11 protein-coding genes are annotated in these 15,655 nt (G+C 74.8%); 3 read left to right on the top strand and 8 right to left on the bottom strand.

Annotation, left to right across the window (positions count from 1 at the left end):
* Nucleotides 1–98: 98 nt before the first annotated feature.
* From ACWENR_RS03920 to ettA, 3 genes are read right to left on the bottom strand one after another with little or no spacing between them, the layout of a single operon-like run.
* Nucleotides 99–812, bottom strand: a complete 714-nt coding sequence (locus ACWENR_RS03920) for a hypothetical protein (protein WP_452275547.1) — start codon at nt 810–812, stop codon at nt 99–101.
* Nucleotides 809–1,255 (bottom strand): acyl-CoA thioesterase, encoded by a 447-nt coding sequence (locus tag ACWENR_RS03915; RefSeq protein ID WP_452275546.1) that lies wholly within the window; start codon nt 1,253–1,255, stop codon nt 809–811. Before ACWENR_RS03915 ends, ACWENR_RS03920 begins: the two co-directional genes overlap by 4 nt.
* 2 nt (nt 1,256–1,257) lie before the next feature.
* Nucleotides 1,258–2,934 (bottom strand): energy-dependent translational throttle protein EttA, encoded by a 1,677-nt coding sequence (ettA, locus tag ACWENR_RS03910; RefSeq protein WP_452275545.1) that lies wholly within the window; start codon nt 2,932–2,934, stop codon nt 1,258–1,260.
* Between the two features lie 331 nt (nt 2,935–3,265).
* On the opposite strand from ettA, the gene ACWENR_RS03905 reads away from it, so the two are divergent.
* Both ACWENR_RS03905 and otsB read left to right on the top strand, forming a co-directional pair.
* Nucleotides 3,266–4,666 carry a trehalose-6-phosphate synthase gene (locus tag ACWENR_RS03905; RefSeq protein WP_436689105.1) on the top strand — a complete coding sequence of 467 codons (1,401 nt, stop codon included), beginning with the start codon at nt 3,266–3,268 and terminating at the stop codon, nt 4,664–4,666.
* Between the two features lie 38 nt (nt 4,667–4,704).
* Nucleotides 4,705–7,266, top strand: a complete 2,562-nt coding sequence (otsB, locus tag ACWENR_RS03900) for a trehalose-phosphatase (protein ID WP_452275587.1) — start codon at nt 4,705–4,707, stop codon at nt 7,264–7,266.
* A 174-nt stretch (nt 7,267–7,440) separates the two neighbouring features.
* On the opposite strand, the gene cobA is transcribed toward otsB, so the two are convergent.
* The 3 genes from cobA to cobC all read right to left on the bottom strand — a co-directional run bounded on the left by cobA (nt 7,441) and on the right by cobC (nt 11,040).
* Nucleotides 7,441–8,682 (bottom strand): uroporphyrinogen-III C-methyltransferase, encoded by a 1,242-nt coding sequence (cobA, locus tag ACWENR_RS03895; protein ID WP_452275544.1) that lies wholly within the window; start codon nt 8,680–8,682, stop codon nt 7,441–7,443.
* Between the two features lie 67 nt (nt 8,683–8,749).
* Nucleotides 8,750–9,844: a nicotinate-nucleotide--dimethylbenzimidazole phosphoribosyltransferase gene (cobT, locus tag ACWENR_RS03890; protein WP_452275586.1), complete on the bottom strand. Its 1,095-nt coding sequence runs from the start codon at nt 9,842–9,844 to the stop codon at nt 8,750–8,752.
* Nucleotides 9,844–11,040: an Rv2231c family pyridoxal phosphate-dependent protein CobC gene (gene cobC / locus ACWENR_RS03885; protein WP_452275543.1), complete on the bottom strand. Its 1,197-nt coding sequence runs from the start codon at nt 11,038–11,040 to the stop codon at nt 9,844–9,846. Before cobC ends, cobT begins: the two co-directional genes overlap by 1 nt.
* A gap of 121 nt (nt 11,041–11,161) precedes the next feature.
* On the opposite strand from cobC, the gene ACWENR_RS03880 reads away from it, so the two are divergent.
* Nucleotides 11,162–13,294: a transglycosylase domain-containing protein gene (locus ACWENR_RS03880; protein ID WP_452275542.1), complete on the top strand. Its 2,133-nt coding sequence runs from the start codon at nt 11,162–11,164 to the stop codon at nt 13,292–13,294.
* A 138-nt stretch (nt 13,295–13,432) separates the two neighbouring features.
* Here the strand turns inward: ACWENR_RS03880 and ACWENR_RS03875 are convergent, their stop codons facing one another.
* Both ACWENR_RS03875 and ACWENR_RS03870 read right to left on the bottom strand, forming a co-directional pair.
* Nucleotides 13,433–14,002, bottom strand: coding sequence for a GNAT family N-acetyltransferase (locus ACWENR_RS03875; RefSeq protein ID WP_452275541.1), 570 nt, complete (start codon nt 14,000–14,002; stop codon nt 13,433–13,435).
* On the bottom strand, nt 13,999–15,390 hold the full coding sequence (locus ACWENR_RS03870) for a cobyrinate a,c-diamide synthase (RefSeq protein ID WP_452275540.1): 1,392 nt from the start codon (nt 15,388–15,390) through the stop codon (nt 13,999–14,001). Before ACWENR_RS03870 ends, ACWENR_RS03875 begins: the two co-directional genes overlap by 4 nt.
* Nucleotides 15,391–15,655: the final 265 nt, after the last annotated feature.

Raw genomic sequence — 15,655 nt, 5'->3', positions numbered from 1 at the left:
TCCGAGGATGGACGGTACCCGGACAGCCGGGTTGAGGCACCCCCCCAACGACAGCCCCAGGACAGAAGAATGACCACGGGTCATCCGAACGGATGACCTCAGAGGGGCCTTACGGCAAGATCCGTAGCCGTCTGCGACCAGGCCGCTCCGTAAGGTCCCACGAGTCCGACCCAACGACCGACCGTACGCACCTGGACATCGCCCGCCCCGGCGGCGCCGGGGCCCGCCTCGGCGGCACCCAGGAAGCCCATCCGGACCACCCCCTGGACCAGCCGCTGGGTGACCTCGACCGGCTCGCCGGGCGCGTCGTCGGGAATGACCACCACCGGCACGTGGTCGAGCAGCGCGTCGCGCAGCACCCGCTGGCCGACGGCGCGGCCCGCCACGCCGTGCGCGGCGGCGTCGCGCAGGGTGCCCGCCGCGGCGTCGGCGATGCGCCGCAGCTCCCCCGCCGGCAGCGTCTCCACCCGGCGGCCGGCCCCGGGCGGCAGCGGCCAGCGCCACCGCTCGTCCCGACGCCGGGGCAGCCTCCCGCCACCGGCCGCCAGCTCGCCGAGCAGCTCGCCGGCCGCGACGGTGACGTCGCCGGCGCCCTCGCCGGCCACGGTGCGCACCACCAGCACGCCCCACGGCAGGCGCCCCCAGAGGGCGGTACGGCCCGCCGCGCCGGTGGGCCGCAGCCGCACCGGCGCGTCCCGATCCAGCCGGACCAGGCGGGCCAGGAAGGCGCCCGCGTCGGCCACGTCCGCGATCCCGTGCGCGCCGCCGGCCGGATCCACCGGGACCCGCGCCGGACCGCCGGGCGCCGTCACGCCGGCCCGCCCTGCGGCGCGTACGAGAGCAGGAACTCGCGCTCCTGCGGGGTGACCCGGCGCGGCGCCTGCCGGGTCAGGTCGAACGGCACCAGCACCGAGCGGGCCCGGCTGGCCAGCACCTCGCCGTCGTAGAGCTCGTAGGCGACGGTGAAGGAGGCGGCCCGGATCTCCTCCACCCACAGCTCGACGCGCACGGCGGGGGCGGCCTCCGCGCTCGCCCGGCCGAGGGCGTAGTCGACCGGGCGCAGGTAGTCGACCTCGTGCCGACGGATCACGACCCCGTCGGCGAACGAGCCCACTCCCCACGCCCGGCCGCCGGCGAACATCAACGCCACCCGGGCCTCCTCGTAGAGGGTGAGGAAGCGCGAGTTGTTGACGTGGCCGTACGCGTCCAGGTCTGACCACCGCAGGGCGCAGTGGTAGACGAACCGGTCCGCCACGATCAGTCGCGGGTCAGCTTGCGGTAGGTCACCCGGTGCGGGCGGGCCGCCTCGGCGCCGAGCCGGTCGACCTTGTTCTTCTCGTACGCCTCGAAGTTGCCCTCGAACCAGAACCACTTCGCCGGGTTCTCGTCGTCGCCCTCCCAGGCCAGGATGTGCGTGGCGACCCGGTCGAGGAACATCCGGTCGTGGGAGATGACCACGGCGCAGCCGGGGAACTCCAGCAGCGCGTTCTCCAGGCTGGAGAGCGTCTCCACGTCCAGGTCGTTGGTCGGCTCGTCGAGCAGGATGACGTTGCCGCCGATCTTCAGCGTCAGCGCCAGGTTGAGCCGGTTGCGCTCGCCGCCGGAGAGCACCTTGGTCGGCTTCTGCTGGTCCGGCCCCTTGAAGCCGAACGCCGCGATGTACGCCCGCGACGGCATCTCGACCTTGCCGACCATCAGGTGGTCGAGCCCGTCGGAGACGACCTCCCACACCGTCTTGTCCCCGGCGAGGCCCTGCCGGTTCTGGTCGACGTACGACAGCGAGACGGTCTCGCCGACCCTGACGTCGCCGCTCGTCGGCTGCTCCAGCCCGACGATGGTCTTGAACAGGGTGGTCTTGCCGACGCCGTTCGGGCCGATGATGCCGACGATGCCGTTGCGCGGCAGCGAGAACGACAGGTTGTCGATCAGCACGCGGTCGCCGAAGGCCTTGGTGAGGTTGTGCGCCTCGATGACCGTGTTGCCCAGGCGCGGGCCCGGCGGGATCTGGATCTCCTCGAAGTCCAGCTTGCGGGTCTTCTCCGCCTCGCTGGCCATCTCCTCGTAGCGGTCGAGGCGGGCCTTCGACTTGGTCTGCCGCGCCTTGGCGTTGGAGCGGACCCACTCCAGCTCCTCGGTGAGGCGCTTCTTCATCTTGGCGTCGCGGCGGCCCTCGACGGCCAGCCGGGCGGCCTTCTTCTCCAGGTAGGTGGAGTAGTTGCCCTCGTAGCCGACGGCCCGGCCGCGGTCCAGCTCCAGGATCCAGCCGGCGACGTTGTCGAGGAAGTAGCGGTCGTGGGTGATCGCCATGACGGTGCCGGCGTACTTGGCCAGGTGCTGCTCCAGCCAGGAGACGCTCTCCGCGTCCAGGTGGTTGGTGGGCTCGTCGAGCAGCAGCAGGTCGGGCGCCTCCAGCAGCAGCTTGCACAGCGCCACCCGGCGCCGCTCGCCGCCGGAGAGCTGGGTGACGTCGGCGTCCGGCGGCGGGCAGCGCAGCGCGTCCATCGCCAGTTCGAGCTTGGAGTCGATGTCCCACGCGTCGAGGTGGTCCAGCTCCTCCTGGAGCCTGCCCATCTCCTCCATCAGCTCGTCGGAGTAGTCGGTGGCCATCTGCTCGGCGATCTTGTTGAACCGCTCCAGCTTGGCCTTGGTCTCGGCGACCGCCTCCTCGACGTTGCCGAGCACGGTCTTGGCGTCGTTGAGCGGCGGCTCCTGGGCGAGCAGCCCCACGGTGTAGCCGGGCATCAGCCGGGCGTCGCCGTTGCTCGGCCGGTCCAGGCCTGCCATGATCTTGAGAAGGCTGGACTTACCGGCGCCGTTCGGGCCGACCACACCGATCTTGGCCCCCGGCAGGAAGCTCAGCGTCACGTTGTCGAGCACGACCTTGTCGCCGTGCGCCTTGCGCGCCTTTTCCAGGACGTAGATGTACTGGGCCACGGTGTGGGCTACCTCCGTAGGTTGCGGCTGGGGGTCGGCGGGCGCGGGCGCGGGCTGCGATCTCCGCCCGTCGCCGCCGGCCGCCGGCCGGCCGCACGCACGCCGTCGTCAATCCTGACAGGTACGCGCCGCCGCGCCCACATCACCCCGCCCCGACGCACCGGACGCACCGCGACACCCCTGCTTCCGGGAAGGGGTGTCGACAAGATCACGCCGGAGGTTGGACCATCGTGGGACGGGTAGGTGACTCCGGCACGGGGCCCCAGACGCCGCAGCTACGCTCAGTACGCTCATTCGCGGTTGACCCGTCAGCACCCGGAGGTGGCCGAACGTGACCGTCCGCAGCTCCTTTGTCGTAGTGGCGAACCGGCTACCGGTCGACGAGGTGAGCACACCCGAGGGACGGCAGTGGCGCCGCAGCCCAGGGGGGTTGGTGACCGCCCTGCACCCCGTACTCGCCGAGCACCAGGGCACCTGGGTCGGCTGGGCCGGCGGCACCGGCGCCGCTCCCGAGCCGTTCGACCTGGAGGGCATCCGGCTGCACCCGGTGCCGCTGAGCGCGGAGGAGCTGGAGCGCTACTACGAGGGCCAGTCCAACGCGACGATCTGGCCGCTCTACCACGACGCCGTCGAGACGCCGGCCTACAAGCGCCGCTGGCGCGAGGCGTACCGCCTGGTCAACGCCCGCTTCGCGGAGGCCGCGGCGGAGGTCGCGGCCGAGGGGGCGACGGTCTGGGTGCAGGACTACCAGCTCCAGCTCGTCCCGGCGATGCTGCGCGAGCTGCGGCCGGACCTGCGGATCGGCTTCTTCCTGCACATCCCGTTCCCGCCGATCGAGCTGTTCATGCAGATGCCGTTCCGCACCGAGATCCTGCGCGGCCTGCTCGGCGCGGACCTGGTCGGCTTCCAGCAGCGGCTCGCCGCGCAGAACTTCGTCCGGCTGGCCCGGCACCTGCTCGGGCTGCGCTACGAGGGGCAGATGATCCAGGTCGACGGCCGCCAGGTGAAGGCCGGCGCGTTCCCCATCTCGATCGACACCAAGGAGATGGAGCGGCTCGCCGCCGACCCGGCGATCCAGGCCCGCGCGAAGGAGATCCGCGAGGAGCTGGGCAACCCGAAGACGATCATCCTGGGCGTCGACCGGCTCGACTACACCAAGGGCATCGAGCTGCGGCTCAAGGCCTTCCGCGAGCTGCTCGCTGACGGAAAGTTGACAGTCCCCGACGCGGTGATGGTGCAGGTCGCCACGCCCAGCCGGGAGCGCGTGGAGCACTACCAGGCCCTCCGCGTCAAGGTGGAGCGCGAGGTGGGTCGGATCAACGGCGAATTCGGCAGGGTCGGCGTGCCGGCGGTGCATTATCTGCATCAGTCGTACAGTCGCACTGAACTGGCCGCGATGTACGCCGCCGCCGACGTGATGATGGTGACCCCGCTGCGAGACGGAATGAATCTGGTAGCCAAGGAGTACGTCGCATCGCGCGCCGACCAGGGCGGTGCACTCGTGCTCAGCGAGTTCGCCGGCGCCGCCACCGAGCTGCGTCAGGCGTTCCTGTGTAACCCGCACGACCCCGACGCGGTCAAGGACGCCCTGCTGCGGGCCGTGCACGTCGAGAAGCCGGAGGCCCGCCGCAGAATGCGGACAATGCAACGCCACCTACGCACCCACGACGTGGGGCACTGGGCGAAGTCCTTCCTCACCGAGCTCGGTGTGCCCCAAGCGGAGGACGCGTGAACGCCGCCACCGACGTCGTCACCCCGGCGGCCGGCACGATGGACCCGGAACTGCGCGCGGCCATCGGCCGGATCGCCCGGGTGCCCCAGCTTCTGATCGCCTGCGACTACGACGGCACCCTGGCGCCGATCGTGGAGGACCCGAGCAAGGCGGTGCCGCTGCCGGAGTCGGTGGCCGCCGTCCGGGCGCTGGCCGCCCTGCCCCAGACCACCGTGGCGGTGGTCTCCGGGCGGGCCCTGCGCGACCTGGCGGCGCTCTCCCGGCTGCCCAGCGAGGTGCACCTCGTGGGCAGCCACGGCTCCGAGTTCGACATCGGCTTCGTCGAGCGGCTCTCCCCGGAGCTGATCGCCGTCCGCACCCGGCTGCGCGACGCGCTGCGCGAGATCGCCTCGGCCCACCCCGGCATCCGGCTGGAACGCAAGCCGGCGAGCGTCGCGGTGCACACCCGCGGGGTCGACCCGCAGGTCGCCGCCGCCGCCATCGAGGCGGTCCGCAACGGCCCCGCGACCTGGGACGACGTCACCGTCACCCAGGGCAAGGAGGTCTTCGAGCTCTCCGTGGTGGCGACCCACAAGGGCACCGCCGTCGACCAGCTGCGCACCCAGCTCTCCGCCAGCGCGGTGCTCTTCATCGGCGACGACGTCACCGACGAGAACGCCTTCGGCAACCTGCACGGGCCGGACGTCGGCATCAAGATCGGCCCCGGCGACACCAGGGCCGGCTACCGGGTGGCCGACCCGATCGAGGCCGCCCGCGCCCTCGGCCTGCTGCTGGAGACCCGCCGGCACTGGCTCTTCGGCGAGCGGGCGGTGCCCATCGAGCGGCACTCGATGCTGGCCAACGGGCGGACGGTGGCCCTGCTCACCCCCGAGGCCAAGGTCACCTGGCTCTGCCACCCCAAGCCCGACTCGGCGGCGATCTTCGCCGACCTCGTGGGCGGCAGCCCCGCCGGGCACTTCAGCGTCGCCCCGGAACGCGGGGGCATCCCGCTCGGCCAGCGCTACCGCTCGGGCACGATGACCGTCGAGACCCGGTGGTCGGGCCTGACCGTCACCGACTGGCTGGACAAGCCGGCCAGGGAGACCACGCCCGACGGCCCGGGCGTCATCACCGGCGACTCCACCCTGGTCCGGGTGCTCACCGGCTCCGGCCGGGCCCGGCTGGAGTTCGCGCCCCGCCCCGAGTTCGGCCAGGTCGCGGTGCAGCTGCAGCCGCTCGGCGACGGCCTGCTGGTGCTGGGCTCCAACGAGCCGGTCGCGCTCTACTCCCCCGGGGTCGAGTGGCAGGTCAGCAACGACGGCGGCTACGAAACGGCCAAGGCGGTCGTGGACCTCTCCGCCGCCGGCGGGCAGGTCGTGCTGGAGCTGCGCTTCGGCACGCACAGCCTGGAACACCACCGGCTGCCCGTGCACGAGCGGCAGGCCCTGGCCGAGCAGCCGTGGAAGGACTGGGTCGCCTCGCTCCGGCTGCCGAGCACCGCGCGGGACCTGGTCGCGCGCAGCGCGCTGACGCTGCGAGGGCTCTGCCACGAGGCCACCGGATCGATCCTCGCCGCCGCGACCACCTCGCTCCCCGAGGAGCTGGGCGGCGTCCGCAACTGGGACTACCGCTACTGCTGGCTGCGGGACGCGGCGATGACCGCGCGGGCGCTCGTCGACCTGGGCTCGACCGAGGAGGCCGAGGCGCTGCTGCGCTGGGTGGACGGCTGCGTGGAGCGCACCGGCGGGCACCCCGAGCGGCTGCACCCGCTCTACACGGTGGACGGCTACGAGCTGGGCGCCGAGGCGGTCATCGACACCCTGCCCGGCTACGCCGGCTCCCGGCCGGTCCGCGTCGGCAACCTCGCCAACCACCAGCTCCAGCTCGACGTCTTCGGCCCCATCGCGGACCTGATCGCCGCCGTCGCCGACGCCCGGGGCTCGGTCCGCGAGGACGAGTGGCGGGTGCTGGAGAACATGGTCGAGGCGGTCCGTCGCCGCTGGCACGAGCCCGACCACGGCATCTGGGAGGCGCGCCTCCCTCCGCGGCACCACATCTTCTCCAAGGTCATGTGCTGGATGACCGTCGACCGGGCGCTGCACGTGGTGCGCCAGCACGGCGGCGAGGACCGGCCGGAGTGGGTGGAGCTGCGCGACCGGATCGGCGCGAACGTGCTGGAGTACGGCTGGCACGAGACCGTCGAGGCGTACAGCGTGGCGTACGGGGACGAGGACATGGACGCCTCGTCGCTGTGGATCGGGCTGTCGGGCCTGCTCCCCGGCGACGACCCGCGCTTCCTCTCCACGGTGCTGCGGATCGAGGCGGACCTGCGCAGCGGCCCGGTCGTCTACCGCTACCACTGGGACGACGGCCTGCCCGGGCGCGAGGGCGGCTTCCACATCTGCACGGCGTGGCTGATCGAGGCGTACCTGCGCACCGGGCGGCGCACCGACGCCGAGGAGCTGTTCCACCAGATGGTCGACACCGCCGGCCCGACCGGCCTGCTCCCCGAGCAGTACGACCCGCTGGCCGAGCGCGGGCTGGGCAACCACCCGCAGGCCTACAGCCACCTCGGGCTGATCCGCTGCGCCCTGCTGCTGGACAACATGCTCAAGCAGTGACCTGACCGGCGCCGACGGCGGCCCGAGCCACCCGGCCCGGGCCGCCGCCGCGTCTCCCGGGCCCCCCGGCCGGGCCGTCGCCGCGTCTCACAGATCCCCTGCCCGGGCCGCCGCCGCGTCTTCCGGGTCACCCGGCCCGGGGCCGCCGTCCGTCGCACCGGCCCCGGGGCGGGGTCATTCGGCGGCGCCGTCGAGGGCGGTGACGACGTCGCCGATCACCACGACGGCCGGCGGGCGCAGGCCGGCCGCGGCCACGTCGGCGGCGACCGCCCCAAGGGTGCTCCGCAGGTCGCGTTGCGCGCCGGTGGTGCCCTCCTGCACCACGGCAACGGGGGTGGCCGGATCCCTGCCGTGCCCGACGAGGGTCCCGGCGATCGCGGCGAGGTTCTTCAGCCCCATCAGCACGACCAGGGTGCCGCGCAGGCCGGCGAGGGCCTCCCAGCGCACCAGGGACGCGGGCGAGTCCGGCGCGACGTGCCCGGAGACGACGGTGAACTCGTGCGCCACCGCCCGGTGGGTGACCGGCACCCCGGCCGCCGCCGGCACGGAGATCGCGCTGGTCACGCCGGGCACCACGGTCACCGGCACGCCGGCCGCCGCGCACGCCAGCAGTTCCTCGCCGCCCCGGCCGAAGACGTACGGGTCGCCGCCCTTGAGCCGGACCACGACCTTCCCCGCCAGGGCCCGGTCCACCAGGATCCGGTTGATCTCCTCCTGGGTGCGGGAGGGGCCGTACGGGATCTTGGAGGCGTCCACCAGCTCGACGTCGGGGCGCAGCTCGTCGAGGAGCAGCCCGGGCACCAGCCGGTCGGCGACGACCACGTCCGCGCCGGTGAGCAGTCGCCAGCCCTTGACGGTGATCAACTCCGGGTCACCGGGCCCGGAGCCCACCAGCGCGACCCGCCCGCCCCGCGCGTGCGGAAGGGGACCCTCCGCCACCGCCGGCGGCGACAGGGTGCCCGTGCGCAGGCTCAGCAGGTCGCGGATCGCGTCGCGGACGGCCATCGCCCGGCGCGGGTCGCCGCCGCCCAGCACCGCCACGGTCACCGGCCCGTGCCGGGTCACCGCCGGGGTCCAGGCGGTGGCGGCGGCCCGGTCGTCGGCGCGTACGCAGAAGATCCGGCGCTCGGCGGCGGCCGCGCTCACCGACGCGGCGGCGACCCGGTCGTCCACCGCGACCTGGACCAGCCAGGCTCCGTCCAGGTCGTCGGGGGCGAACCGGCGGGGCTCCCAGCGCAGCCGCCGGGCGTCGACGTGGGCCCGCAGCGCCGGGGTCAGCTCGGGGGCCACGAGCAGGACGTCCGCGCCGGCGTCCAGCAGCGCCGGCACCCGGCGGGTGGCCACCGCTCCCCCGCCCACCACGACCACCCGCCGGCCGGCGAGCCGCAGGCCGAGGGGGTACGGGTTGCCGGTCACGCGTTCGCCCCGCGCCGCTTCCCGGCCGGGCGGGGTGGCCCGCCGGCGCGCCGGAGGATCCGCCCGCTCACTTCTCGGCCACCCCCGCCGAGTCGAAGGTGGCGACCTCGTGCAGCACCCGGACCGCGCCGGTGACCACCGGCAGGGCGAGCAGCGCGCCGGTGCCCTCGCCGAGGCGCAGCCCCAGGTCGATCAGCGGCTCCAGCCCCAGCCGGCGCAGCGCGACCGTGGCGCCCGGCTCGGCGGAGCGGTGCCCGGCCACCATGGCGGCCACGGCGTGCGGCGCGAAGGCCGCCGCCGCGAGCGCCGCCGAGACCGCGATGACGCCGTCCAGCAGCACCGGGGTCCGCCGGGCGGCGGCGCCCAGGATCAGCCCGGCCAGCGCCGCGTGCTCCAGGCCGCCGACCGCCGCCAGCACGCCCAGCGGGTCGGCCGGGTCGGGGGCGTGCCGGTGCAGCGCGGCACGCACCACGGCCACCTTGCGGGCGTACGTCGGGTCGTCGACCCCGGTGCCCCGGCCGGTCGTCTCCGCCGGGTCGAGGCCGGCGAACGCCGCGACCAGGGCGGCGGCGGGGGTGGTGTTGCCGATGCCCATGTCCCCGGTGAGCAGGATGCCGGCGCCGGCGTCGATCAGTTCGCCGGCCGTCCGGATGCCGGTCTCCACCGCCGCCCGGGCCTCGTCGCGGGTGAGCGCGGCGGTGACCGCCAGGTCCCGGGTGCCGGCCCGGACGTTCGCCGCCACCAGCCGGGGCACGTCGCGGGCGGGCCGGGCGTCGACGGCGTCCGTCCGGTCGGCGGCGAACGGCAGCGGGGTGGCCACGCCGACGTCGACCACGGTGACCGAGGCGCCGGCCTGCCGGGCGAACGCGTTGACCACCGCGCCGCCGGCCAGGAAGTTCCCGATCATCTGCGCGGTCACCTCCTGCGGCCAGGGCGTCACCCCCTGCGCGTGCACGCCGTGGTCGCCCGCGAAGATCGCGACCGCCGCCGGCTCCGGCACCGGCGGCGGGCAGTGCCCGGCCAGGCCGGCGAGGCGTACGGAGAGTTCCTCCAGGGCGCCGAGCGAACCGGCGGGCTTGGTCAACCGCCCCTGCAACTCCCGGGCGGCGGCCATCGCCGGCTCGTCGGGCGGCCGGATCGCCGCGATCGTGGTCTCCAGCATCATGCCTCCAGGATCTCCGCCAGTACCTCGGTGAACGCGTCGGTGGTGGCCGGGTCGCGCACGGCGACGCGCAGCCAGTCCGGGCCGAGACCGGGGAAGGTGTCGCCCCGGCGCACCGCCCAGCCGCGCCGGCGCAGGGCGGTGCGCACCTCGGCGGCCCCGGGCAGGTGCACGAGCACGAACGCGCTGGCGGGCCGGCCGGCGACGCGTACGCCGGGCAGGGCCGACAGGCGAGCCACCAGGTGGTCGCGGTCGGCGGCGAGCCGGGCGGCGATGGCGCGCTCGGCCTCGACCGCGACGGGCGTGGCGCAGGCCGACGCGGCGGCCAGGGCGGGGGTGGAGACGGCCCACAGCGGCTGGGCGGCGGCCAGCCGCTCCAGCAGCGGGGCCTCGCCGAGCAGGTAGCCGATCCGCAGGCCGGCGAGCCCCCAGGTCTTGGTGAGGCTGCGGACGACCAGCAGGCCGGGCAGGTCCCGCCGGGCGGCCAGCGACTCCGGCTCCCCGGGCACCCCCGGCGCGAGGGTGGTGTCGGCGAACGCCTCGTCGACCACCAGCACCCGGCCGGGCCGGGCCAGCGCGGCCAGGTCGGCGGCGGGGTGCAGGACCGACGTCGGGTTGGTCGGGTTGCCGATCATGACCAGGTCGGCGTCGGCGGGCACCCGGGCCGGGTCGAGCCGGAAGCCGTCGGCCGCGTCGAGCAGCACCCGCTCCACCTGGTGCCCCGCCGCGCGCAGCGCCGCCTCCGGCTCGGTGAACTGCGGGTGCACCACCACCGGGCGGCGTACGCCCGTCAGCGCCCGCGCGAGCAGCACGAAGCCCTCGGCCGCGCCGGCGGTCAGCAGCACCTCGGCCGGCGGGCGGCCGTGCCGGGCGGCGACGGCGGCCCGCGCCGGCCGGGGGTCGGGGTAGGCGGCGAGGTCGCCGAGCGCGGCGGTGACCGGGTCGGCCAGCCAGTCCGGCATGGCGTCGCGCCGCACGTTGACGGCGAGGTCGACCAGCCCCTCGCCCACCTCGGCGTCGCCGTGATGGGCGAGGTCGGGGCCGGCGGGGCCGGGTCGGGAGCCGTCGGCCCCGGGCGGGGCGGGGTCGGCACGGGGACCGTCGCCGGGCTCGGGCCCGGCTGGACCGCGTGCGGCCCCCGCGTGCCCGGCTTCGGGCGCCCCGTCGGGCAGGGTCTCGGTCGGCTGACCACGCATGTCCGCGATCCTGCCGGGAAGCCGGCGTACGGGACAGCGGATCGCGGCGTGGGCCGCGTCACCACGCCGGAGTTTATGAATATTTCTCAGGTATGAATCGGAAATGTCATAACTTGAGCGGGTGAGCAACCGACCCCTTGCTGCCGCTGGTCGTCTCGTCCCCCTTCTCCGCGCCGGGCTGATCGCCGGCATCGTGGTCGCCGCCGTGGCCTATCCGGTGGCCGCCGCCACCGGCCTCGGCGCCAAGGTCACGGCGCACGCCATGGAGCACAAGACCAAGATCCTCACCACCGCCCTGCCCGCCGAGACGTCGTACGTCTACGCGCCCGACGGCAAGACGGTGCTGACGATGTTCTACGAGGAGTACCGCCAGTACACGAAGCTGGCGGACATCTCGCCGAGCATGCAGCAGGCCATCGTCGCCGCCGAGGACAACCGCTTCTACCAGCACCGGGGCGTCGACCCGAAGGGCGTCGCCCGCGCCTTCGTGGCCAACGCCCGCTCCAGCGGCGTCTCCCAGGGCGCCTCCACCCTCACCATGCAGTACGTCCGGATGGCGCTGCGCGACAGCGCGAAGACGCCGAAGGAGGTGCAGGAGGCGACCCAGCAGACCAGCCTGCGCAAGGTCCGGGAGATGCGGATGGCGCTGGACCTGGAGAAGGAGATGAGCAAGGAGCAGATCCTGGAGCGCTACCTCAACTCCGCCTACTTCGGGCACCGGGCGTACGGCATCTACGCGGCCAGCGAGATCTTCTTCTCCAAGCCCCCGAAGGACCTCACCCCGGTCGAGGCGGCCACCCTCGCCGGGCTCGTGAAGTCCCCGTCCGAGTACGACCCGGCCAGCTCCGACCAGAAGGAAGCCACCGGCCGGCGCAACTACGTGCTGGACCGGATGGCCCAGCTCGGCTACCTCTCGCCGGACGAGGCGGCGCAGGCCAGGACGGAGCCGATCCGGCTCAAGCTGACCTACCCGCCGAACGACTGCGCCTCCGTGCCGGAGAAGTGGAACAGCTGGGGCTTCGCCTGCGACTACCTGAAGAACTGGTGGAGCGCGCAGCCCGCGTTCGGGGAGAACCGCCTGGAGCGGATGGACAAGCTGCGCCGGGGCGGCTACCGGATCGTGCTCAGCATGGACCCGAAGATCCAGGAGGCGGCCGAGAAGAACGTCGGCACCAAGGAGAACACGGGCAGCCCCTTCGCCAACGGCATCGTGGTCTCCGAGCCCGGCACCGGCAGGGTCAAGGCGATGGCGGTCAACCGGACGTACTCGCTGGACCTGGAGGAGAACGGGCCCAGCTCCAACCCCGAGGCCGGGCCCAACGTCAAGGCCAACTATCCCAACACGGTGGCGCCCCTGCTGGGCGGCGGCGACCTGCCGGGCTACCAGGCCGGCTCGACGTTCAAGATGTTCCCGATGCTCGCCGCGCTCGACGCGGGCATGCCGCTGTCCACCTCGTTCAACGCCCCGTACCGCTACCGCTCCGAGGTCTACGACGGCTGGGCGCCGTCCAACGCCAGCGGCGCGATGACCGGCACCCAGACCATGTGGTCCGGCTTCGGCAAGTCGGTCAACACGTACTTCGTGTGGCTGGAGGAGCAGGTCGGCGCGGACAAGGCGGTCCACCTCGCCGAGCAGCTCGGGCTGCGCTGGCGCACGGACGTCGACAAGGAACAGGCGTCCCCGTCCAAGGTGAAGAAGTGGGGCGCGTTCACCCTCGGCGTCTCCGACGCCACGCCGCTGGAGATGGCCAACGCGTACGCGGCCATCGCCGCCGACGGCCGGTACTGCGAGGCGATCCCGGTGCAGGCGATCTACAACCGGGACGGCACGCCGACCACCTGGAAGACCGCCTCCGGCATCGAACGCGAGGTCGCCAAGCCGCGCTGCCGGCAGGTGGTGAACGCCGACGCCGCCCGGGCCGCCACCGACGCCGCCCGGTGCCCGACCGGCGACACCCCGGCCCGGGGCGGCTGCGGCGGCTGGTCGACCGCCGACAGCGTCCGGGGGACGGTCGGCCGGCCGGTCGCGGGCAAGACGGGCACCACCGACAGCACCCGGTCGGCCTGGTTCGTCGGCTACACCCCGGAACTGGCGGCGGCCAGCTTCATCTCCGACCCGGACAACCCGTTCAACGCCGTCGGCGACGGCCAGTCACAGATTCCGATCCAGGCGGTGGCCCAGACGCTGCGGGACGCCCTCAAGGGCCAACCCACCCGGCAGTTCACCCCGCCGTCGGACCGCATGGTCGGCTGACGCCACCCGCCCCCGCCCCCGTGCCGGGGTGGGGGCCGGCCGCACCGGCGCCCCCGCGCCGTCGGATCCGGCCGACCCGCCGAGCGCCGCCGGCTTCCGCCGAACGCCGTCGGATCCGACCGACCCGCCGGAGCCGTCTCAGCGGAGGTCGGCGGCGACGAAGGACCAGACCTCCAGGTCGACCCGGCCGCCCCGGACGAAGCCGGCGTTGCGCAGCAGCCCCTCGTAGCTGAAGCCGGCCTTCTCGGCGACCCGCCGGGACGCCAGGTTGCCGGGGGCGACGCGCAGCTCCACGCGCTGGAAGTCGTGTTCGAGGATCAGCGCGATGGCGAGCGCGTCGACCGCCTCCACCGCCAGGCCGAAGCCCCGGGCGTGCGGCGCCATCGCGTACGAGACCTCGGTGCACCGGGCGCCCCAGTCGGTGCGCCGGGTCCACAGGCAGCCGACCACCCGGTCGTCCTCCCGGCGCACCACCGCGTAGTGGTCGCCGTCGCCGCTGTCGCGCCGCTGCCGCGCCAGGTCGGTGCACCAGGCCAGCCCGTCGATCTGGCCGGACGTGTCGACCAGCGGCAGCCACCGCTGGGTCTGCCGGTCGGCGAAGACCTCGTCGGCCGCCTTCGCGTCGGCGGCGGTCAGCGCGCGCACCTCGATGCGCGGCGTGGAGACCGTCAGCGACGGGAAGCGGCGCACCGCCACCTGACCGATCACGCGGGCACCCCGCCCGGCCGGACGGTCTCGGGGTCGGCCGCCGCCCGCGCCGCCGCGTCGACCAGCCGGGCGGCGAGCTGCGGGTACGCCGCCCAGTGCACGGTGAGCTGGGAGGCGTGCACGCCCCGCCAGACGAAGCCCTCGGGCGCGCCGCCGGCCCAGCTCCAGGCCGGCCGCGCCCCGGCACGCGGGGTGAGCACGGCGCGGTGCTCCTTGTGCCCGGTCACGACCGCGCCCGCCGACGCCACCACGCTGTCGGTCAGCGCCGTCGCCTCCCGGTAGCCGACGACCAGGCCGTCGCGGCTGGTCCCCACCGCGTCGAGCACCCCGCACATGGGCAGCCCGTCCAGCTCCCGGGCCAGCCAGAGCAGGCCGGCCCCCTCGGCGACGACCGGCCGTCCGGTGCGGGCCAGCTCGGCGACGGCGATGCAGAGCCGGCGGTTGGCGGAGAGCTGCTCGGCGTACGCCTCGGGGAGCCCGCCGCCGACGACCAGCGCGCCGACGCCGGCGGGCAGCGCCTCGTCGTGCAGCGGATCGACCGTCACCACCTCCGCGCCGGCCGCCCGGAGCAGCTCCGTGGCCTCGACGTGGCCGTAGCTGCCGCCCGCCGCCCCGGCGACCGCGACGACCGGGCGCGGGTCGGCGGCGGGCCGGTCGGCCTCGGGCGTCCACGGGGTCACCGGCAGCGGCGGGGCGGAGCGGGCCAGCCCCAGCAGCCGGTCCAGGTCGACTGCGGCGGCGACCGCCTCGCCGAGCCGGCGGACCGCGCGGGTGGCCTCCCCGGTGCGGGCGAGCGCGGGCGCCGCCCCGTGCCGGCGCGACGGCAGCACCGCCGGCAGGTCGTGACGGCGCAGCACCCCGTAGACCGGCACGCCGATGTCGTCGAGCGCCGCGCGCAGCAGCTCCTCGTGCCGCGCCGACGCCACCCGGTTGAGGATCACCCCGCCGAGCCAGAGCTGCTCGTCGTACGCCCGGAAGCCGTGCACCAGGGCGGCCACCGACTGCCCCATCGCGGCGACGTCGACGACCAGCACGACGGGGCTGCGCAGCGCGGTCGCCACGGCGGCCGTCGACTCGCTCTCCGGCCGGCCGGAGAGGCTGTCGTACAGCCCCATGCTGCCCTGCACGAGCGCGAGCCCGGCGCCGCGCGCCCCGTGGGCGACCAGCGGGGCGACCCGGTCGGCGCCGACCAGCCGGGGATCGAGGGTGCGGCCGGGGCGGCCGGCGGCCAGCCCGAGGTACGCGGCGTCGACGTGGTCCGGACCGACCTTGAATCCGGCGACGTCGACGCCCCGGTCCGCGAGCGCCGCGAGCAGCCCGATCGCCAGCGCGTTCTTGCCGTGGCCGGAGGACGGCGCGCTGAGCACCAGGCGCGGCACGTCGGTCATCATCGACTCCCTGCGGGGCGACGGGGGGAAACCCTGCGGTGGGCCGACCGCGCGGTCCGCCCGCGTGACGATAGCCCAACCCGAGGCTGGGTGGCCGCCACCGAGCGGGCCTGTCGGCGCAGCCGCCGACCCGACCGACCCCGCCCCTCGCGCCCGCGCTGGACCCGCGCAGCCGCCGACCCTCGCGCCAGCCGGACCCGCGCAGCCCTCGCCCCTCGCGCCCGCCGGACCGGCGCAGCCGCCGACCCGACCGCCCCGCCTCGCG

It is taken from the genome of Micromonospora sp. NPDC004336, assembly GCF_053602615.1.
This window is presented reverse-complemented; position numbering and strand designations above follow the sequence as displayed.

Coding starts and splice junctions, on each gene's coding strand:
- otsB (WP_452275587.1), top strand. CDS start 4,705: ATGGACCCGGAACTGCGCGCGGCCATCGGCCGGATCGCCCGGGTGCCC.
- cobT (WP_452275586.1), bottom strand. CDS start 9,844: ATGCTGGAGACCACGATCGCGGCGATCCGGCCGCCCGACGAGCCGGCG.
- cobC (WP_452275543.1), bottom strand. CDS start 11,040: ATGCGTGGTCAGCCGACCGAGACCCTGCCCGACGGGGCGCCCGAAGCC.
- ACWENR_RS03870 (WP_452275540.1), bottom strand. CDS start 15,390: ATGACCGACGTGCCGCGCCTGGTGCTCAGCGCGCCGTCCTCCGGCCAC.